The sequence below is a fragment of the Pseudomonas sp. NBRC 111138 genome (assembly GCF_001320835.1).
Classification (GTDB): Bacteria; Pseudomonadota; Gammaproteobacteria; order Pseudomonadales; family Pseudomonadaceae; genus Aquipseudomonas; species Aquipseudomonas paracarnis.
In genome coordinates this window covers 49,668-70,540 of the sequence record NZ_BCBO01000082.1, presented here as the reverse complement: position 1 = coordinate 70,540, position 20,873 = coordinate 49,668, and the positions used below count along the sequence as shown (strand labels likewise).

The 20,873-nt window shown below is 60.9% G+C and carries 19 protein-coding genes; 5 read left to right on the top strand and 14 right to left on the bottom strand.

Annotation, left to right across the window (positions count from 1 at the left end):
• Nucleotides 1-360: 360 nt before the first annotated feature.
• Nucleotides 361-933 (top strand): phosphonate metabolism protein/1,5-bisphosphokinase (PRPP-forming) PhnN, encoded by a 573-nt coding sequence (gene phnN, locus APH41_RS16050; RefSeq protein WP_054920110.1) that lies wholly within the window; start codon nucleotides 361-363, stop codon nucleotides 931-933.
• Nucleotides 934-1,224: 291 nt separating this feature from the next.
• Here phnN and APH41_RS16045 read toward each other — a convergent pair whose 3' ends face one another.
• The 9 genes from APH41_RS16045 to gcl all read right to left on the bottom strand — a co-directional run bounded on the left by APH41_RS16045 (nucleotide 1,225) and on the right by gcl (nucleotide 12,087).
• Nucleotides 1,225-2,430, bottom strand: a complete 1,206-nt coding sequence (locus tag APH41_RS16045) for an MFS transporter (protein ID WP_054898370.1) — start codon at nucleotides 2,428-2,430, stop codon at nucleotides 1,225-1,227.
• Nucleotides 2,431-2,681: 251 nt separating this feature from the next.
• Nucleotides 2,682-3,683, bottom strand: a complete 1,002-nt coding sequence (locus tag APH41_RS16040) for a sulfate ABC transporter substrate-binding protein (protein WP_034127182.1) — start codon at nucleotides 3,681-3,683, stop codon at nucleotides 2,682-2,684.
• Nucleotides 3,684-3,776: 93 nt separating this feature from the next.
• On the bottom strand, nucleotides 3,777-4,601 hold the full coding sequence (locus tag APH41_RS16035) for an ion transporter (protein WP_014717713.1): 825 nt from the start codon (nucleotides 4,599-4,601) through the stop codon (nucleotides 3,777-3,779).
• 31 nt (nucleotides 4,602-4,632) lie between these two features.
• A complete protein-coding gene (locus APH41_RS16030; RefSeq protein ID WP_054920108.1) occupies nucleotides 4,633-5,508 on the bottom strand; it encodes an urea transporter in 876 nt (291 codons plus the stop codon).
• A 131-nt stretch (nucleotides 5,509-5,639) separates the two neighbouring features.
• Nucleotides 5,640-7,055 carry a pyruvate kinase gene (pyk, locus tag APH41_RS16025; protein WP_054920106.1) on the bottom strand — a complete coding sequence of 472 codons (1,416 nt, stop codon included), beginning with the start codon at nucleotides 7,053-7,055 and terminating at the stop codon, nucleotides 5,640-5,642.
• Complete coding sequence (locus APH41_RS16020) at nucleotides 7,045-8,325, bottom strand: glycerate kinase (protein ID WP_054920104.1); 1,281 nt, start codon at nucleotides 8,323-8,325, stop codon at nucleotides 7,045-7,047. The genes pyk and APH41_RS16020 overlap by 11 nt, the downstream gene beginning before the upstream one ends.
• A gap of 176 nt (nucleotides 8,326-8,501) precedes the next feature.
• Nucleotides 8,502-9,392 carry a 2-hydroxy-3-oxopropionate reductase gene (locus tag APH41_RS16015; protein ID WP_034135176.1) on the bottom strand — a complete coding sequence of 297 codons (891 nt, stop codon included), beginning with the start codon at nucleotides 9,390-9,392 and terminating at the stop codon, nucleotides 8,502-8,504.
• Nucleotides 9,393-9,518: 126 nt separating this feature from the next.
• Nucleotides 9,519-10,301: a hydroxypyruvate isomerase gene (gene hyi / locus APH41_RS16010; RefSeq protein WP_014717718.1), complete on the bottom strand. Its 783-nt coding sequence runs from the start codon at nucleotides 10,299-10,301 to the stop codon at nucleotides 9,519-9,521.
• Between the two features lie 10 nt (nucleotides 10,302-10,311).
• Nucleotides 10,312-12,087 carry a glyoxylate carboligase gene (gcl, locus tag APH41_RS16005; protein ID WP_003189987.1) on the bottom strand — a complete coding sequence of 592 codons (1,776 nt, stop codon included), beginning with the start codon at nucleotides 12,085-12,087 and terminating at the stop codon, nucleotides 10,312-10,314.
• Nucleotides 12,088-12,343: 256 nt separating this feature from the next.
• Here gcl and APH41_RS16000 point away from each other — a divergent pair, with 256 nt between their 5' ends.
• Nucleotides 12,344-12,784, top strand: a complete 441-nt coding sequence (locus tag APH41_RS16000; RefSeq protein WP_020302584.1) for a heme-binding protein — start codon at nucleotides 12,344-12,346, stop codon at nucleotides 12,782-12,784.
• Between the two features lie 131 nt (nucleotides 12,785-12,915).
• On the opposite strand, the gene APH41_RS15995 is transcribed toward APH41_RS16000, so the two are convergent.
• A complete protein-coding gene (locus tag APH41_RS15995) occupies nucleotides 12,916-13,374 on the bottom strand; it encodes a transposase (protein ID WP_054920101.1) in 459 nt (152 codons plus the stop codon).
• 203 nt (nucleotides 13,375-13,577) lie between these two features.
• Nucleotides 13,578-14,183 carry a TetR/AcrR family transcriptional regulator gene (locus APH41_RS15990; RefSeq protein WP_054920114.1) on the bottom strand — a complete coding sequence of 202 codons (606 nt, stop codon included), beginning with the start codon at nucleotides 14,181-14,183 and terminating at the stop codon, nucleotides 13,578-13,580.
• A 134-nt stretch (nucleotides 14,184-14,317) separates the two neighbouring features.
• Between APH41_RS15990 and APH41_RS15985 the strand changes: the two genes are divergently transcribed.
• Nucleotides 14,318-15,232, top strand: a complete 915-nt coding sequence (locus APH41_RS15985) for a DUF808 domain-containing protein (RefSeq protein ID WP_054920097.1) — start codon at nucleotides 14,318-14,320, stop codon at nucleotides 15,230-15,232.
• A gap of 56 nt (nucleotides 15,233-15,288) precedes the next feature.
• Here APH41_RS15985 and APH41_RS15980 read toward each other — a convergent pair whose 3' ends face one another.
• Nucleotides 15,289-16,077 carry a VacJ family lipoprotein gene (locus APH41_RS15980; protein ID WP_003189993.1) on the bottom strand — a complete coding sequence of 263 codons (789 nt, stop codon included), beginning with the start codon at nucleotides 16,075-16,077 and terminating at the stop codon, nucleotides 15,289-15,291.
• Nucleotides 16,070-17,368 carry a serine/threonine protein kinase gene (locus tag APH41_RS15975; protein WP_032892643.1) on the bottom strand — a complete coding sequence of 433 codons (1,299 nt, stop codon included), beginning with the start codon at nucleotides 17,366-17,368 and terminating at the stop codon, nucleotides 16,070-16,072. Before APH41_RS15975 ends, APH41_RS15980 begins: the two co-directional genes overlap by 8 nt.
• 233 nt (nucleotides 17,369-17,601) lie before the next feature.
• Here APH41_RS15975 and APH41_RS15970 point away from each other — a divergent pair, with 233 nt between their 5' ends.
• On the top strand, nucleotides 17,602-17,970 hold the full coding sequence (locus APH41_RS15970; RefSeq protein ID WP_014717724.1) for a hypothetical protein: 369 nt from the start codon (nucleotides 17,602-17,604) through the stop codon (nucleotides 17,968-17,970).
• Nucleotides 17,971-18,076: 106 nt separating this feature from the next.
• Here the strand turns inward: APH41_RS15970 and APH41_RS15965 are convergent, their stop codons facing one another.
• The gene (locus APH41_RS15965) at nucleotides 18,077-19,630 is read right to left on the bottom strand and encodes a glycosyl hydrolase family 17 protein (RefSeq protein WP_034127189.1); all 1,554 of its coding nucleotides are present in this window, start codon (nucleotides 19,628-19,630) and stop codon (nucleotides 18,077-18,079) included.
• A gap of 332 nt (nucleotides 19,631-19,962) precedes the next feature.
• On the opposite strand from APH41_RS15965, the gene APH41_RS15960 reads away from it, so the two are divergent.
• The gene (locus tag APH41_RS15960; RefSeq protein ID WP_003233255.1) at nucleotides 19,963-20,814 is read left to right on the top strand and encodes a glycine betaine ABC transporter substrate-binding protein; all 852 of its coding nucleotides are present in this window, start codon (nucleotides 19,963-19,965) and stop codon (nucleotides 20,812-20,814) included.
• The last annotated feature ends 59 nt before the right edge of the window (nucleotides 20,815-20,873 follow it).

Below are 20,873 nucleotides of genomic sequence, written 5' to 3'. Positions count from 1 at the left end.
GCGCGAAGCGGCCCCAAAAATGGGACTGCTACGCAGTCCAGCGGGAGCAAGCTCCCTCGCCACAAGTCACTGGTTGTCTGCTCTAGCTCTTAACTGACTGGCATTAGGCCTGAGGGTCGCCTTTTTCATGGCTTTCAAACGCACTGTGTAGATCACGGTAGGGCCAAGCAATTAAAGCCCGACGCATGCGCCGAATGCGCAGTGCGCTGTAGTGATGTGGCTATCGCTGGCCTGGCGTGGGAAGGATTGCTAGGTATACTTTCCTACGACTATTACGACGTGGCCGCCCGGGTGCAAACCAGGCGCTGCGCAGTGGTCCCGGGGATGCACCTGTCTGGGGACAAGCGAAGAGGGTTTTTAATGGCAGGCAGGTTGATCTATCTCATCGGGCCATCGGGTTCGGGCAAAGACAGTCTGCTGGATGCCGCACGCCCACGTCTGGTTGAGCGTGGGTGCCGCATGGTGCGACGGGTGATCACTCGGTCCGCGGAGGCGGTGGGCGAAGCGGCGCAAGGTGTGAGCCCCGAGCAGTTTGCGGCCATGGAGGCCGAGGGCGCATTTGCCTTGAGCTGGCAGGCTAATGGCTTGTCCTACGGCATCCCCAGGGAAATCGACGATTGGCTGGCCGCGGGGGACGACGTTCTGGTCAACGGTTCCCGTGCGCACCTGGCGCAAACCCGTGAGCGTTATCCGACCTTGCTGGTATTGCTGCTCACGGTGGACCAAGCGGTGCTGCGCCAGCGTCTGATTGCGCGTGGGCGGGAGTCATTGGCGGATATCGAGGAGCGCCTCGCGCGCAATGCGCGGTTCACTGCCGAATTGATTGCCGGTCATGGCGCGGGGTTGTTCGTATTGGATAATTCCGGCCCGTTGGCGCATACCGTCGAACGCTTGCTGTGTTGCCTGGAGCACGGGCATATCGTGAACACCTGACCCAGTAGTGCATGGGTAATGCCAGCGCTCAGATGAAACCCGGAGACGGAGCTCATATTTCTCAATACGCACCCATGCCGACTTGTTGGTGGACTTCAATACGGAGAAGACAAGATCGACCTGTCGCAAATGGCACGCGACGGCAAGATAGCGTTGAACTTCGTTGAAAACTATACAGGGGCGGCAGGGGGCGCGATTGTTTGACGCAATGCGGGGCTGGACTTACTCAATGGTTGATTAAGTCCCGCCCCTTTGTGCGTTGTGAAACGTTTTTATGCGCCGAAGGCCCCGTCAGGACGCTTGGGCAGTGGCCAACGCGGCTTTACGTGACGCGCTCAGGAAGCGCAGCAAGGCCACCAGCGCAAATGCGCTGCCCACCAGCATGACGGCCAACCAGCCGCCATGTTCATACACGCTGCTGGCAATCGCCGAACCGAACGCACCGCCGATAAAAATGCTGGTCATGTACAGCGCGTTCAGGCGGCTACGGCTGTTGGCATCGAGGGCGTAGATGGCGCGCTGGCCGAGGACCATATTCATCTGCACGCAGAAGTCCAGAACCACACCGGTGACTGCCAGGCCGATCACGCTGTAGAGCGGGTGTACCAACGCCGGGAGGAAACTCAGCGCGCCAAACAGCATCGCCAGTAACGAGGCGCGGTGGGTATGGCCGGCATCGGCCAGGCGACCGGCCATGGGCGCGGCGATGGCGCCAAGGGCACCGACCAGGGCAAACAGTGCGATCTCGCTTTGGCTCAGGCCGTGGTTACGCGCCAGTTCCAGTGGTACGGCAGTCCAGAACAGGCTGAAGGCAGCGAACATGCAACCCTGGTAGAACGCCCGCTGGCGCAACAGCGGTTGCTCACGCAACAGGGTGCCCAGGGAGCGCAGCAACTGGCCGTAGCTGGCACTGTGATCGGGCTGGCGCTTGGGGATTGTCAGCATCAGCACCACGCTGATAAACGCCATCAGTGCGGCGGCCGCCATGAACATCGCACGCCAGCCGAAGTGGTCGGCCACCACGCTCGACACCGGCCGTGCCAGCAGGATGCCCAGCAGCAGGCCGCCCATGATGCTGCCGACCACCCGGCCCCGGGATTCGGCCGGCGCCAGGTGTGCGGCCAGCGGAATCAGGATCTGCACCGAGACGGAACTGAAACCGATCAGCAGCGACACCAGCAAGAACAGGTTCGGCTGTTCGATAAACGCCGCACCCAACAGGCTGGCGATCGCCACGACGGTGGTGGTGATCATCAGCTTGCGGTTTTCCAGCAGGTCGCCCAGAGGCACCAGGAAAAACAGGCCCAGGGCATAGCCGATTTGCGTGAGGGACACGATCAGGCTGGCCATTGCCGGTGTCAGGCCAATGTCTGGGGCAATCAGCTCGATGATCGGTTGCGCGTAGTAGATGTTGGCGACGATGGCGCCGCAGCAAAACGCGAACAGCATGACCATGCCCCGGGTCATGGTGCCTGCAGCGTGAGAGGTTGCGTTCATGGTGTACTCATAAAGGCGAAGGACGATGGCGTGAGAGAGTAAAGACAAGGCTCTCAAGTGAGTAGGCTGCTTGTGGTGATATCACTTATGCCGGCTGATGATACATTCAGACACATCTGCCCTACGCAAAAAAGTGGGAGCTGGCTTGCCTGCGATGGCGGTGCACCAGTCACCAGAAATATGACTGATAGATCGCTTTCGCAGGCAAGCCAGCTCCCACAGGTTTGACCGAGTTGATTCAGTCAGATGGGTTATTGGCCAGAGTAGATCTGGTCAAACACCCCGCCATCATTGAAATGGGTCTTTTGCACTGTGCGCCAGTCGCCGAAGGTCTTCTCCACCGACAGGAAGTCCACCTTGGGGAACCGGTCGGTGTACTTTGCCAGCACCTTCGGGTCCCGTGGGCGCAGGTAGTTGTTGGCCGCAATTTCCTGGCCTTCGGGCGACCACAGATACTTGAGGTAGTCCTCGGCCACGGCACGGCTGCCTTTTTTCTCGACCACTTTATCCACCACCGACACCGGCGGTTCGGCTTCGGCGGAAACGCTTGGATAGACCACTTCGAACTGATCACGGCCAAACTCGCGGGCGATCATTTCTGCTTCGTTTTCAAAGGTCACCAGCACGTCGCCAATCTGGTTGGTCATGAAGGTGGTGGTGGCGGCGCGGCCACCGGTGTCCAGCACTGGCGCTTGCTTGAACAACTTGCCAACGAAGGTCTTGGCCTTTTCTTCATCGCCGCCGTTCTTCAGCACGTAACCCCAGGCCGACAGATAGGTGTAGCGGCCGTTACCCGAGGTCTTAGGGTTGGGCACGATTACCTGCACGCCGTCCTTGAGCAGGTCGGGCCAGTCTTTCAACGCCTTGGGGTTACCTTTGCGCACAATAAACACCGTGGCTGAGGTGAATGGCGCACTGTTGTTCGGCAGGCGTGTCACCCAGTTGTCCGGCACCAGCTTGCCGTTGTCGACCAGGGCATTGATATCGGTAGCCATGTTCATGGTGATCACGTCGGCGGGCAGGCCGTCGATCACTGAGCGCGCCTGTTTGCTGGAGCCGCCGAAGGACATCTGCAGCGTCAGCTTGTCGTCCGGATGCTCGGCTGCCCAGTGCTTCTGGAAAGCGGCGTTGTAGTCCTTGTAGAAGTCGCGCATCACGTCGTAGGAGACGTTGAGCAGGGTGGTCGCTGCCTGGGCGGAGCCCGCCAAGGCCAGGCCGGCGGCCAGTAGAGAGGCGCTGAGGATTTTTTTCACTGCTCATTCCTTGTTGTTCGAGAAGAGGGAGGCAATTTGCCAGCGACTATAGCCGGGCCTGCATAGAGCTTTAAAGATTAAAACGAACTTTGCTTATTCCAGTTTGCGAAACAGATTGCTGCCACAGCGCGCGCAAAACGCGGCGTTGGGTTCATGGCTGTCCTTCTTGCACACTGGGCAGTCGGTATGCAGCTGTTCGCCGCGCATGGCACTGGCCAGTTCAGCGGTAAAAATACCCGTCGGCACGGCGATGATCGAGTAACCGGTGATCATCACCAGCGAAGAAATCACCTGGCCCAGGGGCGTCTTGGGCACGATATCGCCGAAGCCCACGGTGGTCAGGGTGACGATCGCCCAGTAGATGCCCTTGGGGATACTGGTAAAGCCATGTTCCGGGCCTTCGATCACGTACATCAAGGTGCCGAACACCGTCACCAGGGTGCACACGCTGACCAGGAACACCACGATCTTCTGCTTGCTGCCGCGCAGCGCCGCCATCAGGTAGTTGGCCTGCTTGAGATACGGGCTGAGCTTGAGCACGCGGAAGATGCGCAGCATCCGGATGATGCGGATGATCAGCAGATACTGGGCGTCGCTGTAGTACAGCGCGAGGATGCCGGGGACGATGGCGAGCAGGTCCACCAAGCCATAAAAGCTGAAGGCATAGCGCAGCGGCTTGGGCGAGCAATACAGGCGCAGGCCGTACTCGATGGCGAAGATCAGCGTGAAGCCCCACTCGATATAGGCCAGCACGTCGGCGTAGTTCTGATGGATTGTGTCGATGCTGTCGAGCATCACGATCACCAGGCTGGCGAGGATGATCAGCAGCAGGATGCCGTCAAAGCGCCGCCCGGCGACGGTATCGCTTTGGAACACCATGATGTAGAGGCGCTGGCGCCAGTCGTTGTTGCTGTCCATAAACCCTGCCCGAAACGAATATCGAGCAAGCCTAGGGCGATTCGAACGGGCTGTCCATGTGAGGCTTGTGCAGCATTCGCTGACCGGCGCGCACCAGCCAGCACGCGAGAATAAATGGCGCGGTCAGCGCGGGCAGGTGCAGGCCGCAAAAGCCAGGGGTGAGCAGGATGGCCAGGCCGATACCCAGCAGTGGCAACCAAGGCTGGCGACGCGACGAGCACAGGGCCAGCGCGGCCAGCGCGGGGTTATAGCTATGCAGGCCGAGCAGGGCGCCAGTGGGGTCGTTCAACCACAGGCCGGCCAGCATGCCGAGAGTGGCGCCGCCCAAGGCCCACGCGACGGCGCGACGGTCGGCCAGCAGCAAGCCCAGGGCGATCAGCACACCCGCCAGGGGCTGGTCCAGAAGCATGATTTGCCCAAGGCCGGTGAAGGGTGCGGCCAGTACAGCGACAGTGTCGGGCTCGCTCAGCGCAAGGGTGTTCTCCGGGGCCTGGCCGAGCAGCAACCAGCCCAGGCCAACAAAGGGCGCGGTGTACGCTGGCAAATCCAGGGGTTGGGTCGCGTGTTTCAACCAGTGCCGAGTGAGGATGGCACTCAAGCCGCCGCACGCCAGGATCAGCGGCGGCACCAGCGCCGACCAGGCAAAGTGCTGGCTGATCAACAGGCCCAGCAATACGCCGTTGTAGCTATACAGCCCGGCCTGGCGCTCGGCCTTGGGATACCCCCGGCGCTGGGCCGTGAGCAACCCTGCGACGCCCCCCAGCAAGGCACCGCCAAGCAAGGCAGGGGCACCGATCAGGATCGCCAGCAGGCACAGCAGGCCGCACAGCGGGTGGCGCTGCAGGAAGATTTGGCTGAAGCCGTTGAGCAGGGCTTCGGCCCAGTCGGGGCAGGTTGGGTTGTGCATTTGGGTTGAGTCAATAAGACCGAGTTGCCCTCATCGCAGGCAAGCCAGCTCCCACATTTGATTGATGTTCGACATGCAAACTCGATCAAAGGTGGGAGCCGGGCTTGCCCGCGATGAGGCCCTGACAGGCGCTAAATCAGCGTCTCTATACGCAGCGAATTGGTGGACCCCGGCTGCCCGAACGGCACCCCTGCGGTAATCACCAAGGTGTCGCCACGCTGCGCCATGCCCTGGGCCTGGGCAATTTCCAGTGCGGTGGAACACACCTCATCCACCTGGCGCAGCCGATCATTGACCACCGAGTGCACGCCCCACGCCACGCTCAGGCGTCGCGCCGTGGACAGGTTGGGCGTGAGGTTGAGAATCGGCGCCACGGGCCGCTCCCGCGCCGCGCGCAAGCTGGAACTGCCGGACTCGCTGTAGTTCACCAGCACCGCCACCGGCAGGATGCTGCTGATGCGGCGGATCGCACAGCTGATAGCGTCCGACACCGTGGCATCTGCCTTGGGCCGGCTGACATCCAGCTGTGCCTGGTAGTCAGGGCCGTTTTCCACCTGGCGGATGATCTTGCTCATCATCTGCACCGCTTCCAGCGGGTACTCGCCCGAGGCGGTTTCCGCCGACAGCATCACCGCGTCGGCGCCTTCAGCCACCGCGTTGGCGACATCGGTGACTTCGGCGCGGGTGGGTGCCGGCGAGAAGCGCATGGATTCGAGCATCTGCGTGGCCACCACCACCGGCTTACCCAGTTGGCGGCAGGTGCTGATAATGTCTTTCTGGATCTGCGGCACGCTCTCGGCCGGCACTTCCACGCCCAGATCACCCCGGGCCACCATGATCGCGTCACTCAGTTCGGCGATTTCACGCAACCGTTGCACCGCCGAAGGCTTTTCGATCTTGGCCATCAAAAACGCTTTATCGCCGATCAGCTCGCGGGCTTCGCGGATGTCTTCCGGGCGCTGCACAAACGACAGCGCCACCCAGTCCACACCCAGCTCCAGGCCGAAGCTCAGGTCGCGGCGGTCCTTGGCGGTGAGTGGGCTCAGTTCCAACAGCGCTTGTGGGACGTTCACACCTTTACGGTCAGACAGTTCGCCGCCATTGAGCACGGTGGTGTCGATGGCGTCGGCATGCTTGGTGATCACGCGCAGGCGCAGCTTGCCGTCGTCGAGCAGCAGGTCCATGCCCGGCTCCAGGGCCGCGATGATTTCCGGGTGGGGCAGGTTGACCCGGCGTTGGTCCCCCAAAGTTTCATCCAGGTCCAGGCGCAGGGCCTGGCCGCGTAGGAGCTGCACCTTGCCTTCGGCAAAGCGTCCCACCCGCAGCTTCGGCCCTTGCAGGTCCATGAGGATGCCGAGCGGGTAGTTGAGCTGGCGCTCGACCTGGCGAATCCACTGGTAGCGCTGGGCATGGTCGGCGTGGTCACCGTGGCTGAAGTTGAGGCGGAAGATATTTACCCCGGCCTCCACCAGCTCGCGGATGTCATCGATACCGTCGGTGGCCGGGCCCAGGGTGGCGAGGATTTTGACCTTCTTGTCAGGCGTCATGGTTGGCAGTCTCAAGGATCAGGATGGCGCGGAAGTCGTTGACGTTGGTGCGCGTCGGCTCGGTGACGATCAAGTCGCCCAGGGCGGCGAAATAGCCGTAGCCGTTGTTGTTGTCCAGCTCATCACTGGCCGACAGGCCCAGGGCTTCGGCACGGCGGTAGCTGCAGGGGGTCATGATCGCGCCGGCGTTGTCTTCTGAACCGTCGATGCCATCGGTATCGCCGGCCAGGGCGTACACGCCGGGCAGGCCCTTGAGGCTGTCGGTGAGGCTCAAGAGGAATTCCGCGTTGCGTCCGCCACGGCCGTCGCCGCGTACGGTGACGGTGGTTTCGCCCCCCGAAAGGATCACGCACGGCGCCGCCAGTGGCTGGCCGTGCTGCACGATCTGGCGGGCGATGCCGGCGTGTACCTTGGCCACATCGCGGGCTTCGCCTTCCAGATCACCGAGGATCAGCGGGCTGAAACCGGCCTGGCGCACTTTGACCGCCACCGCTTCCAGGGATTGCTGCGGGCGGGCGATCAATTGGAAGTGGCTGCGGGCAAGCACCGGATCGCCAGGCTTGACGGTTTCCGAGGCCGGGTTCTGCAACCAACTGCGCACCGAAGCGGGGGTGTCGATGTGGTAACGCTTGAGGATCGCCAGGGCCTGTTGCGAGGTGCTAGGGTCACCGACGGTCGGGCCCGAGGCAATCACCGTGGCCTGGTCGCCCGGTACATCGGAGATCGCGTAGGTGTACACCGTGGCCGGCCACGCAGCCTTGGCCAACCGACCGCCCTTGATCGCCGAGAGGTGCTTGCGCACGCAATTCATCTCGCCAATGGTGGCGCCGGATTTAAGCAGGGCTTTGTTGATGGCTTGTTTGTCCGCCAGGGTGATGCCCTCGGCGGGCAGGGCCAGTAATGCCGAGCCACCGCCGGAGAGCAGGAAGATCACGCGGTCGTCTTCACCCAGATGGCTGATCAGTTCCAGCACGCGCTGGGCCACGGCCAGGCCGGCCGCATCCGGCACCGGATGGGCGGCTTCGACCACTTCGATTTTTTTGCATGGCGCGCCATGGCCGTAGCGGGTGACCACCAAGCCCGAGACTTCGCCCTGCCAACAATCTTCGACGACCAATGCCATGGCGGCCGCGGCTTTACCGGCGCCGATCACGATCACACGGCCACTGCGGTCGGCAGGCAGGTAGGGTTCAAGGACTTGCCGGGGGTGGGCGGCATCGATGGCTGTGGCAAACAGCTCGCGAAGCAGGTGTTGCGGATCGACCGACATAAGCGGGCTCCCGGGGGATTCTTGTTATTAGAGGTGCAGCGATCGTTCCCACGCTCTGCGATCGTTCCCACGCTCTGCGTGGGAATGCAGTCCGGGACGCTCTGCGCCCAAAGCGTGACGCGGAGCGTCACAAGAGGCATTCCCACGCGGAGCGTGGGAACGATCAGCGGTGTGGGTTATTTATCGCGAATCGAGAAATTCGCCATATGCTCCAGGCCCTTGATCAGCGCCGAGTGGTCCCAGTTGCCGCCGCCAATTGCCGTGCAGGTGCTGAACACTTGCTGGGTGCCGGCGGTGTTCGGCAGGTTGATCCCCAGTTCCTTGGCACCGGCCAGCGCCAGGTTCAGGTCCTTCTGGTGCAGGTTGATGCGGAAACCCGGATCGAAGGTGCCCTTGATCATGCGCTCGCCGTGCACTTCCAGGATCTTGGACGATGCAAAGCCACCCATCAGCGCTTCACGCACTTTGGCCGGGTCGGCGCCGTTTTTGGAGGCGAACAACAACGCTTCGGCCACCGCCTGGATGTTCAGGGCAACGATGATCTGGTTGGCCACCTTGGCGGTCTGGCCATCGCCATTGCCGCCTACCAGGGTGATGTTTTTGCCCATGCTCTGGAACAGCGGCAACGCGCGTTCGAACGTCTGCGGTTCGCCACCGACCATAATGCTCAAGGTGCCGGCCTTGGCACCGACTTCACCACCGGACACCGGGGCGTCCAGGTACTGCGCGCCGGCCTGGTTGACCTTGGCGGCGAATGCTTTGGTGGCAGTAGGGGAGATCGAACTCATGTCGATCACCACCTTGTTCGGCGACAGGCCCGCAGCCACGCCGTCGGCGCGAAACAGCACGTCATCGACTTGTGGGGTGTCGGGCACCATGACGATGATGAACTCGGCTTCCTGGGCCACTTGTTGCGGGTTGGCCAGCGCCACGGCGCCGGCGCTGATCAGTTCAGCCGGAGCCTTGCCGTGATGTTCGGAGAGAAACAGTTGATGGCCTGCTTTCTGCAGGTTGGCGGCCATGGGTTGGCCCATGATGCCGGTGCCGATAAATCCGATTTTAGCCATGATCAAAAACCTCTTTTAGTGTGGGCGCTGGCTTGCCTGCGATGGCATCACCCCCGTATGCCTGATACAGCGAGGTGTCTGCATCGCAGGCAAGCCAGCTCCCACATTGTTTTGTTTTGTGTTGTGTCAGATGGCGTTGTGGGTTTTGAGCCAACCCAAACCCGCCTCGGTAGTGGTCAACGGCTTGTACTCACAGCCGACCCAACCCGCGTAACCAATGCGGTCCAGATGCTCGAACAGGAAGCGGTAGTTGATCTCGCCGGTACCTGGTTCGTTGCGCCCAGGGTTGTCCGCCAGCTGAATGTGATTGATCTCGCCGAGGTGCGCCGCCATGGTCCGCGCCAGGTCGCCTTCCATGATTTGCATGTGGTAGATGTCGTATTGCAGGAACAGATTGGCGCTGCCCACTTGCTCGCGAATCGACAGGGCCTGCGCCGTGTTGTTGAGGTAGAAGCCGGGAATGTCGCGGGTGTTGATCATCTCCATCACCAGCTTGATACCCGCCGCTTGCAGCTTCTCGGCGGCGTACTTGAGGTTGGCGACAAAGGTCTTTTCCACGGTCTCGTCATCGACGCCTTGTGGCCGGATTCCCGCCAGGCAATTGACCTGGGTGTTGCCCAAGACCTGAGCATAGGCGATTGCCAGTTTGACCCCGGCACGGAACTCCTCGACCCGGTCCGGGTGGCAAGCCAGGCCGCGCTCGCCCTTGGCCCAGTCACCGGCAGGCAGGTTGAACAACACCTGGGTCAGGCCGTTGGCGTCCAACTGCGCCTTGATGTCGGCAGAGCTGAACTCATACGGGAAGAGGTACTCCACGCCCTGGAAGCCGGCATCGGCAGCCGCTTTGAAGCGGGCAAGGAAATCCTGTTCGGTAAACAGCATGGACAGGTTGGCAGCAAAGCGCGGCATAGGGTTCTCCTTAATCGAGCAGGGAAATGGCAGTCGGCGCGTCGTTGCCGACCAGGGCCAGGTCTTCGAATTCATTGACGGCGTTGATCTCGGTGCCCATGGAAATATTGGTCACCCGTTCCAGAATAATCTCAACGATCACCGGCACCTTGAATTCTTCGATCATCTCTTGGGCGCGGCGCAGGGCTGGTTGGATCTGGCCTGGCTCGAACACACGCAGGGCCTTGCAGCCCAAGCCCTCGGCAACCGCCACATGGTCGACGCCATAGCCGTTGAGTTCGGGGGCGTTGAGGTTGTCGAAGGACAGCTGCACGCAGTAGTCCATCTCGAACCCACGCTGGGCCTGGCGGATCAGGCCCAGGTATGAGTTGTTCACTACCACATGGATGTACGGCAGCTTGAACTGTGCGCCCACCGCCAGTTCTTCGATCATGAACTGGAAGTCATAGTCGCCCGACAAGGCCACCACTTTGCGGCTCGGGTCGGCCTTGACCACGCCCAGCGCCGCGGGAATGGTCCAGCCCAGTGGGCCAGCCTGGCCGCAGTTGATCCAGTGGCGTGGCTTGTACACATGCAAGAATTGCGCGCCGGCAATCTGCGACAGGCCGATGGTGCTGACGTAGCAGGTGTCTTTGCCGAACACCTGGTTCATCTCTTCGTAAACGCGTTGCGGCTTGACCGGCACGTTGTCGAAGTGAGTCTTGCGGTGCAGGGTGGCCTTGCGTTGTTGGCAGTCATGCAACCAGGCACTGCGGTCCTTGAGCTTGCCGGCGGCTTTCCACTCGCGGGCCACTTCAATGAACATCGTCAGCGCGGAGCCGGCGTCGGAAACGATGCCCAGGTCCGGCGTGAACACGCGGCCAATCTGGGTCGGCTCGATGTCGACGTGAATGAATTTACGGCCTTCGGTGTACACCTCTACCGAGCCGGTGTGACGGTTGGCCCAGCGGTTGCCGATGCCCAGCACCACGTCTGACTTGAGCATCGTCGCGTTGCCGTAGCGGTGCGAGGTTTGCAGGCCGACCATGCCCACCATCAGCGGGTGGTCGTCCGGGATAGTGCCCCAGCCCATCAGGGTCGGGATCACCGGGATGCCGGTCAGCTCAGCGAACTCCACCAGCAACTCGCTGGCGTCGGCGTTGATCACGCCGCCACCGCTCACCAGCAATGGGCGTTCGGCTGCGTCGAGCAGAGCCAGGGCTTTTTCCACTTGCACACGGGTCGCCAGCGGCTTGGCCAGCGGCAGCGGCTGGTAGGCGTCGATGTCGAACTCGATCTCGGCCATCTGTACGTCGAACGGCAGGTCGATCAGCACCGGGCCGGGGCGGCCGGAGCGCATTTCATAGAAGGCCTTCTGGAACGCGTAAGGCACTTGGCCGGGTTCCAGCACTGTGGTTGCCCACTTGGTCACCGGCTTGACGATGCTGGTGATGTCCACGGCCTGGAAGTCTTCCTTGTGCATCCGGGCGCGGGGGGCTTGGCCGGTAATGCACAGGATCGGGATCGAGTCGGCCGAGGCGCTGTACAGGCCGGTGACCATGTCGGTACCCGCCGGGCCCGACGTGCCGATGCACACGCCGATGTTGCCGGCCTTGGTACGGGTGTAGCCCTCGGCCATGTGCGAGGCGCCTTCAACGTGGCGAGCAAGGACGTGATCGATGCCACCCACCTTCTGCAAGGCCGAATACAGCGGGTTGATCGCCGCGCCTGGGATACCGAAGGCGGTATCCACACCTTCACGGCGCATCACCAGGACGGCGGCTTCGATTGCTCTCATTTTGCTCATGGTTTTGGTGCCTCTTGCGTTTTGTAATTGTATACAAGTGGTGTCTGTCCAAAGTGTATTCACGGCGAGCGGCGTTGGTCAATGCCTTTCGTAAACTGACCTTTGCGTTCGTCGGAAGCGCTTTTTTCGACGTGTGGAGCCTTTGTTGGAAAATATTGTATACAAAAACAAACATCATTGTGTTCTATTTGTGTGATCGAGCATCTGATCAAACAGACCTCACCGCGTTACCCATAACAAGATAAGGACGGCACCCATGAGCGCTTTAACCTTGAAACTCGCCACCCAACTGGCCACCCAGGCCCTTACCGCAGGCCGCACCATTTCGGCTGCGCCACTGACCATCGCCGTGCTCGACAGCGGCGGCCACCTGGTCACCCTGCAACGCGAAGACGGCGCCAGCCTGCTACGCCCGCAAATCGCCATCGGCAAGGCCTGGGGCGCCATTGCCCTGGGCAAAGGTTCACGTTTGCTGGCACTGGACGCCCAACAGCGCCCGGCGTTTATCGCGGCGTTGAACAGCCTGGGGCAGGGCAGCGTCGTGCCGGCGCCGGGTGGGGTGTTGATTCGGGATCAGAGCGGCATGGTGCTGGGCGCGATCGGGATCAGCGGGGACACGTCCGATATTGACGAGCAGTGTGCGATCACGGCGATAGAAGGAGTGGGGTTGATGGCGGATGCGGGGGTGTCGGCTTGAATCGTTCTGACTGTGAGTAAGCTATCGCAGGCAAGCCAGCTCCCACATTGGCGGTGTTCACAAATTCAACTGTGTGAGTGCAATCAGTGTGGGAGCTGGCTTGCCTGCGATGCAGTCGACTCGGTCTCCAGTCAAACCCAAATGGCATCCCACAGCGGATAGTCACCAAACTTCTTTACCAGCCCGGCCCTGAGTGGACTGGCTACGATGTAACGTGCAATCCCCTCAAGGCTTTCCTCTCGACGCACGGCATAGTCATGAAAGCCCGGTTGCCAGAGGCGACCTTGACGGCCAGCCACCGCATTCACCACTCGGGTGCTCTTGGATTTAACTTGTCGCATCAAGTCGGCAAGTGAACCTTTCTCCAGAGAAACAAGCCAATGGAAATGGTCAGGCATTACCACCCAGGCCAATGATGTTGCGAGCCCTTTATATTGGGCGATCCTGAATTGTTGTACGACCAGGCGGCCGAGTCTGAAGTCGCTGAAGATGGGCTCGCGTTCAAGGGTGTTGGTGGTGAGCAGGTAAATGCGGTTGGACTCGTTATAGCGGCCGATGCGCAGGCGTTTTGAAGCAGGTAAATCAGGCATTCCGTGGCCTCTCTTCAGATGGTGTTCTGAGAGGCTAGACTGAGGGGCGAAGGCTGATCGGCGGGCTTTTAGCAGGATGTGTCTGGATGGGCGCTATCGCGGGCAAGCCCGCTCCCACAGGGGATTGTGACCATTTTACATTTTGTGTCCGGCGCAAATCCGTGTGGGAGCTGGCTTGCCTGCGATAGCCTCGCCGCGGTCTATCAATCCGGCTCACACCCCTTGAGCACCAACCGAATAATCGTCTGCGCCGCCGCTTCATAATCGGCCTCATCCAGCTTGGCCTTGCCGGTCACCGCCGAGATCTGCCAGTCGAAATCGGCATAGGTCTGGGTCGCCGCCCAGATACTGAACATCAGGTGATTGGGCTCGATCTTCGCAATCAGGCCGCGGTCAACCCAGCTCTGAATGCAGTCGATATTGTGCTTGGCCTGGGCATTGAGTTGTTCCACCTGCTCGGCGCTCAGGTGTGGGGCGCCGTGCATGATTTCGCTGGCGAACACCTTGGAGGCAAACGGCAGGTCGCGGGAGATGCGGATTTTGGAGCGGATGTAGTTGCTCAACACTTCCTTGGGGTCACCCTCGGCGTTGAAGGGCGTGGAAGCCGCCAGGATTGGCTCGATAATGCTTTCGAGCACCTCGCGGTAAAGGTTGTCCTTGGACTTGAAGTAGTAATAGACGTTGGGCTTGGGCAGCCCGGCCTTGGCGGCGATGTCGCTGGTTTTGGTCGCGGCGAAGCCCTTGTCGGCAAACTCCTCGCTCGCCGCCCGCAGGATCTTTTCTTTGTTGCGCTCGCGAATGCTGCTCATAAACCAGACGTTTCCTTGCCATGACAGGCGGTTGCGCATGGTAGCACCGGCCATCCGCGGGCCTCAACAATCTGCCCGCAACGCTTTGCGCCGCGCTATGCTCGCGTCATCTCTCTCTAACGGAAGTCCGGTTCATGGCAGGAAGCAGCTTGTTGGTGTTGATCGACGATATCGCGGCGGTACTCGATGACGTCGCGCTGATGACAAAAATGGCCGCCAAGAAGACATCGGGCGTGCTGGGCGATGACCTTGCACTGAACGCCCAGCAGGTCTCCGGCGTGCGCGCTGAGCGGGAAATTCCCGTGGTGTGGGCGGTGGCCAAGGGCTCGTTTCTCAACAAGTTGATACTGGTGCCCACCGCGTTACTGATCAGCGCCTTCGCTCCCTGGGCGGTGACCCCCTTGTTGATGCTGGGCGGCGCTTACCTGTGTTTCGAAGGTTTTGAGAAGCTCGCGCACAAATTCCTGCACAGCAAGGCTGAAGACCAGGCCCAGCACGCGCAGTTGGCAGAGGCTGTGGCCGACCCGGCAACCGATCTGGTGGCCTTTGAAAAGGACAAGATCAAGGGCGCGATCCGTACCGACTTCATCCTTTCAGCGGAAATCATCGCCATCACCCTTGGCATCGTTGCCGATGCGCAGCTGACTCAACAGGTGATCGTGCTGTCGGGTATCGCCATTGTCATGACCATTGGCGTTTACGGCTTGGTCGCCGGTATCGTCAAACTCGACGACCTGGGGCTGTGGCTGACGCAGAAACCGGGTCAGATAGCACGCAGTATTGGCGGCGCCATCCTGAGTGCGGCGCCCTACATGATGAAGAGCTTGTCGGTGATCGGCACGGCGGCGATGTTCATGGTTGGTGGCGGTATCCTCACCCATGGCGTGCCCGTGGTGCATCACTGGATCGAAACCGTGAGCCAGAGCACCGGCGCGTTGGCGTGGCTGATGCCAACGCTGCTCAATGCGGTGGCGGGGATCATTGCCGGCGCTGTCGTCCTGGCAGTGGTCAGCGTGGCAGGTAAAGGTTGGAAAGCACTGCGAGGGTGAAACCGCAGGCATAAAAAAGGCCATTCAATCGAATGGCCTTTTTTTATCGCTGCTGTTTACTCGGCGATCTGCAACTTGCGCGATTCGGTGTAGATATACCGCACCTTCTCATACTCGAACGGCGAGTTCATCTGGCCGTAGCGGAAGCTGGTCTGGTAGCGCTTGTCGACGGCGCGCAGGGCCCAGACTTCCGGATGGTTGGAGCTGACTTCAGACACGTTGAGGAAGTTGATCTGCGATTCGGCGCTGTAGTCCACCAGCAGGCCGCCGGTATCACGCAGGTTCGACGGCCCGAAAATCGGCAGCATCAGGTAGGCGCCACCCGGTACACCGTAGAAGCCCAGGGTCTGGCCGAAGTCTTCGCTCTGGCGCGGCAGGCCCATGGCGGTGGCCGGGTCCCACAGGCCCGCGATGCCAATGGTGGTGTTGACCAGCAGGCGCCCGGTGGTTTCCAGCGAGCGGTGGCCCTTGAGCTGCAACAAGCTGTTCATCAGGTTGGGCACATCGCCCAGGTTGTTGAAGAAGTTGCTCACGCCGGTGCGCAGAAAGCTCGGCGTGACATAGCGGTAACCGTTCACCACCGGCAGGAACACCCACTGGTCGAAGCGATAGTTGAAGTGGTACACGCGGCGGTTCCACGACTCCAGTGGGTCGTAGACGTTGAGCGCGGTGAGCGTGGAACGCTCGAATTCGCGCTGGTCCAGGCCTGGGTTGAACTTGAGCTTGGTCAGCGGCTCCTTGAAGCCGTCGGCATCGACCTTGACGGGTTCTTGGGCCTTGCTGTTGTCGGCATTGGCCACGCCTGCGCACATCAGTGCGGCAAGCAGCAGAAGATATTTAGCCACGGAAGAACTCCAGCATGGCGTCGGCGTTGACGCGGTAATTAAGGTTGCCGCAGTGGCCGCCCAGCGGGTAGACGGTCAAGCGATCGCCGAAAGTTTTACGCAGGAAGCCCAGGTCGCCAGGGCCGAGGATCACGTCGTCGGCGTTATGCATCACGGCGATTTTCGGGCTGTCGCGCAGGTAGTCCTTGAGGGCGTAGAGGCTGACCTGGTCGATCAGTTGCAGCAGGCTGCCGCCATCGGAACGCGCGCGCCACATCGGGATCACTTGTTCGGTGAGGTAGCAGTCGAAGTCACACTGCAGGGCACGCTTGAGGAACGGCGTGAGGCTGGTGCCTTCGGTAATCGGGTACTTGGGCGGAATAATCAGGCCACGTCGGTTGATCAAGTCCGAAGTGAAGGCAATATCGGCGGCCGAGAAGCGGAACGAGGTGCCGATCAGCATGGCCATCTGTTCGTTGGTCAGGTGCTGCTTGGACTGCTGGAAGTCATAGAGCAAGGCATCGTTGAGGTCGATGTAGCCTTTCTGCTGGAAGTAACGCGTCAGTTTGCTCAGCACCAACTCATAGAAGGTGGTGCTGTTGTTGATGCCCTTGACCTCGGTCTGTACCAGCTTGTCGAGGTTGGTGATCGAGGTGTAGAGGTTGACCGGTGGGTTGAGCAGCAGCACTTTCTTGAAGTTGAAGCTGCGGCGGGTCTCATCCAGCTTGCTGACAAACGCCGCATCCAGGGCGCCCAGGCTGTAGCCGGTGAGGTAGAAATCGGTCACGGGCAACGAGGCGTTCTGCGCGCGTACGGCTTGCATCACGCGGTACATGTCTTCGGCGTCTTCCTGGGTGATGCCCGGGGTGGCGAAGCGCGAAGCGGCGCTGATGAAGTCGAAGCTGGTCGGCGAAGACAGCTGCACCACATGGTAGCCGGCCTGGTAATACAGCTTTTTCAGGTATTCGTTGATGCTGCTGTCAAAGCGTGCGCCGGTGCCGGCGATCAGGAAGATCAACGGCGCAGCACGGTCCTGCTTGGCAATGCGGTAGGTGAGTTTCTTCACCGCCCAGAAATTGTCCGGCAGGCTGAACTCGCGCTCGGGGCGCATCGTCAGGGTGTAGTCGGACTGGGTGATCTCGTCGTCGGTCGGCAGGGTTGGCCGCAGATCGGGAGGTGTGGTGGCAATGGTCGCTTCGAACGGGTTGGTCAAAGGGTAGCCATAGCTGGCCTGGTCGATATCGACGGCCAGTGCTGACGCACTCAAAAATAGGCTGCCCAGCAAGGCAGCACAGCGCAAGGAACGGAGCATGACTTAATCCCTAAGAGGAACGGGCTGAATGAAGTTCGCAGGCTATGACCACCGCCTTGTCACCGAAGTGCCAGCACTCGGCACGAAAAGTCGGAAAAAACGTCGGAATCGGGGTAATAGTAGCCAGACGATACACTTTGCCACGCATTGTTGAACAGATATCTGCGCGAACACCTTGCTAACGGCCGCCGTGGGATTAAGCTGGGCGCCGTTTTTGCCTATCGGAGTGCCCCATGTCCCGTCGTTTGCCGTTGATACTGCTGCTTATTGCCCTGCCGTTATGGCTGGCCGCCAGTTATGCCGCACGCTATGGCTTCATGGAGGATGGGCAATGGGTTGGCATCTGCGCTGATGAGGCCAGCCGCTGGGAATGCCAGGTGCGTTCGAACCTGGGTTTGATGATTCATTTCAAGCTGCTGGGGTGGGCGGCGTTGATCACTTCGGTGCTGGGCTTTTTTGTACCGGGGCGTGCGGGGTGGGCGTTGGCGGTGGTGGGGTTGGTGTTCGGGTTGCCGGCGCTGGCGCTGTACAACACGACGTTTGCGGTGTTCGCGGTGGTGATTGCGGGGTTGCGGTTGGTCAGGAAGCCTCGCGGCGCCTGATGTGGCCTCATCGCAGGCAAGCCAGCTCCCACAGTTGATTGTGTTCACACATTTCTATCTGTGAGCACGGGCAACTGTGGGAGCTGGCTTGCCTGCGATAGCGGTGTTACGCCTTGCGCACTCGCAAGCAACGCCACAAAGCCGCAACCATCAGCACGCTGACCACTGCCCAACCCCAGGCCTGCTGATTCAACAGCCCTTCACGGTACAACTGCGGCGCAACGCCGGCACCGATGATAAAGGCCAGCAACGCAATCTCCCGACGTGGCCCGGTCACCGGGCGTATCAGGTACACCAGGGCCGGCAACACCAGCGCTGCGCTTGGAAAGCTGCGATAGCGCGGGTCAAACACCAGCGCCAGCATCATCACCGCACCGGCAAACCCGGCAATTGCCATCAACCAGCCGGCGCGCTGCTCCAGCCAGTTGAACCCGCGCTCACGCCAGCCTTGCCGGGCGCTGAGGGCCAGGGCGGCATGAGCCAGCACCAGCAGGTTCAAGACCACCAGCAAGCCTGCCCATAGCCATTCATCGTTGAAACGCGCGGTAACGCGGGTCAGTTCGGCCCAACTGCCGATGGAGCACGCTGCGACGGCCCCTAGCAACGGCAGTATTAACGCAGAGCGAGTGCTGCGAACGCGGCCGCCGAGCACCAGGGTGCCCAGCAGGATGAGCCCGCCGACGCCCAGCCACAGCCGCCAGTACGGCACATTGGTCACCGGGCCGGCGAGGATACCTTTGTCCTGACGGTCTGCATCGAACAGCCCCCAGTAACCACCCACAGCCCCTTCACTCGCACGTTTCCATGGCTGGTCAAAGGCTTCGATCAGGTTGTAGCGCCAGCCATTGGCTTCGGCCATGGCCACGAAGCCGCGCATGAACCTGGCCTCATTGACCCGGCTGGGCACGGCGGTTTCGCGCTGCCGACCTTCGCTGGGCCAGCCGGTTTCGCCGATCACGATGTCCTTGGGCGCGAATTTATGGCCGAAGGTCTGGCGCACATCGCCCACGTGCTTGAGCGCCTGGTCGATGCCGGACGGCTCATCTTCCCAATACGGCAACAGGTGAATGGTCAGGAAGTCCACCGCAGGCTCGATTTCCGGGTGTTGCAACCAGAACTCCCAGACATCGGCATAGGTGACGGGCTGCTTGATCTGGCTTTTAACCTGATGGATCAGCGCCACCAGTTGCTTGGCGGTGACTTCCTTGCGCAGCAGGGCTTCGTTGCCGACGATCACCGAGGTCACCACGTCCGGGCTGGCGTTGGCCGCCGCGATCAACTCGTTGATCTCTTTTTCGGTCGCCACGGGGTCGCTGCTGACCCAGGCCCCGGCCATCACTTTCAACCCATGCTTGCGCGCCATGTCCGGCAGGGCCTCCAGGCCGGTCATGGAGTAGGTGCGAATGCATTCAAAGCGCGTAGCCAGTAGCGCGAGGTCGGCGTCCATGCGCTCGGGGCGCAACGCGAACGGTTGATCGAATGGGGATTGGTCTTTGTCGAACGGTGTGTAGGACGCACATTGCAGCTTATGGCTGGCGCTGGCGACGTCTGGCAACACCACGGGCCGGCCGAGGCCGTACCAATAGCCGACAAGGGCAAGCACGCCGAGGATCAAGGCGAAGAAATAGGGCAGGGCAGGGAAGCGGGCAGTCGCGGGCATGGTCGGCTTATCTGGGGGAGCAAAGGCGCGCATCTTACCCGGATTTGCCGCAGCCCTGTGGGGCTGCATAATTTTGACATGCAAACTTCGGGCGGGATTCTGGCGATAACGCCTACAAAGCATCCTGCTGGCGATGTGATGTCGTTTCCTGCTCAACCAAGGTCGCTGACAGAGCAGGGCAAATGCCTACGCAGGTTGAAGATAAAACTGTCAGTACTCCACTGATGCCTCAGCAACCGGATCGATGCGCGTGAAGGGGGCGCGGTGCACCCTATAACAACAGTTTGACGTCGCTCGGCATCCGTCGGGCGCAGCACTTTCGGGGAAGTACTATGAAGATGCGACGACTCTTGGGCGCAGCTGCCACTCTGGTAGTTGCGATGGGCTCCACACTGGCCAGTGCCGACAGCAAGACCCTGAGCATCGGCTACGTGGACGGCTGGTCCGACAGCGTGGCCACTACTCACGTGGCGGCAGAGGTGATCAAGCAAAAGCTCGGCTACGACGTAAAACTGCAAGCGGTTGCCACCGGGATCATGTGGCAGGGCGTCGCCACCGGCAAACTCGATGCCATGCTTTCCGCCTGGCTACCTGTAACCCACGGTGAATACTGGACCAAGAACAAGGACAAGGTGGTCGACTACGGCCCCAACTTCAAAGACGCCAAGATCGGCCTGATCGTGCCTGAATACGTCAAGGCCAAGTCCATTGAAGACCTCAAGACCGATACCACCTTCAAAAACAAGATCGTCGGCATCGACGCCGGTTCGGGCGTAATGCTCAAGACCGACGAAGCTATCAAACAATATGGCCTGGACTACAAACTGCAAGCCAGCTCGGGTGCGGCGATGATTGCCGAACTGACCCGCGCCGAAGACAAGCAGGAGTCGATTGCGGTCACCGGTTGGGTACCGCACTGGATGTTCGCCAAGTGGAAACTGCGTTTCCTGGACGACCCAAAAGGGATTTATGGTGCTGCTGAAACCGTCAACAGCATCGGCAGCAAGGGCCTGGAGAAGAAAGCGCCGGAAGTCGCAGCCTTCCTGAAGAAATTCCAGTGGGCCTCCAAGGATGAAATCGGTGAAGTCATGCTGGCGATTCAAGAAGGCGCCAAGCCGGACGCCGCGGCCAAGGACTGGGTAGCCAAGCACCCCGAGCGCGTCGCCGAATGGACTGCTAAATAACCCCGCCCCAATTGTAGGAGCGAGCTTGCTCGCGAAGAACGCACAGGCACCGCGATCAT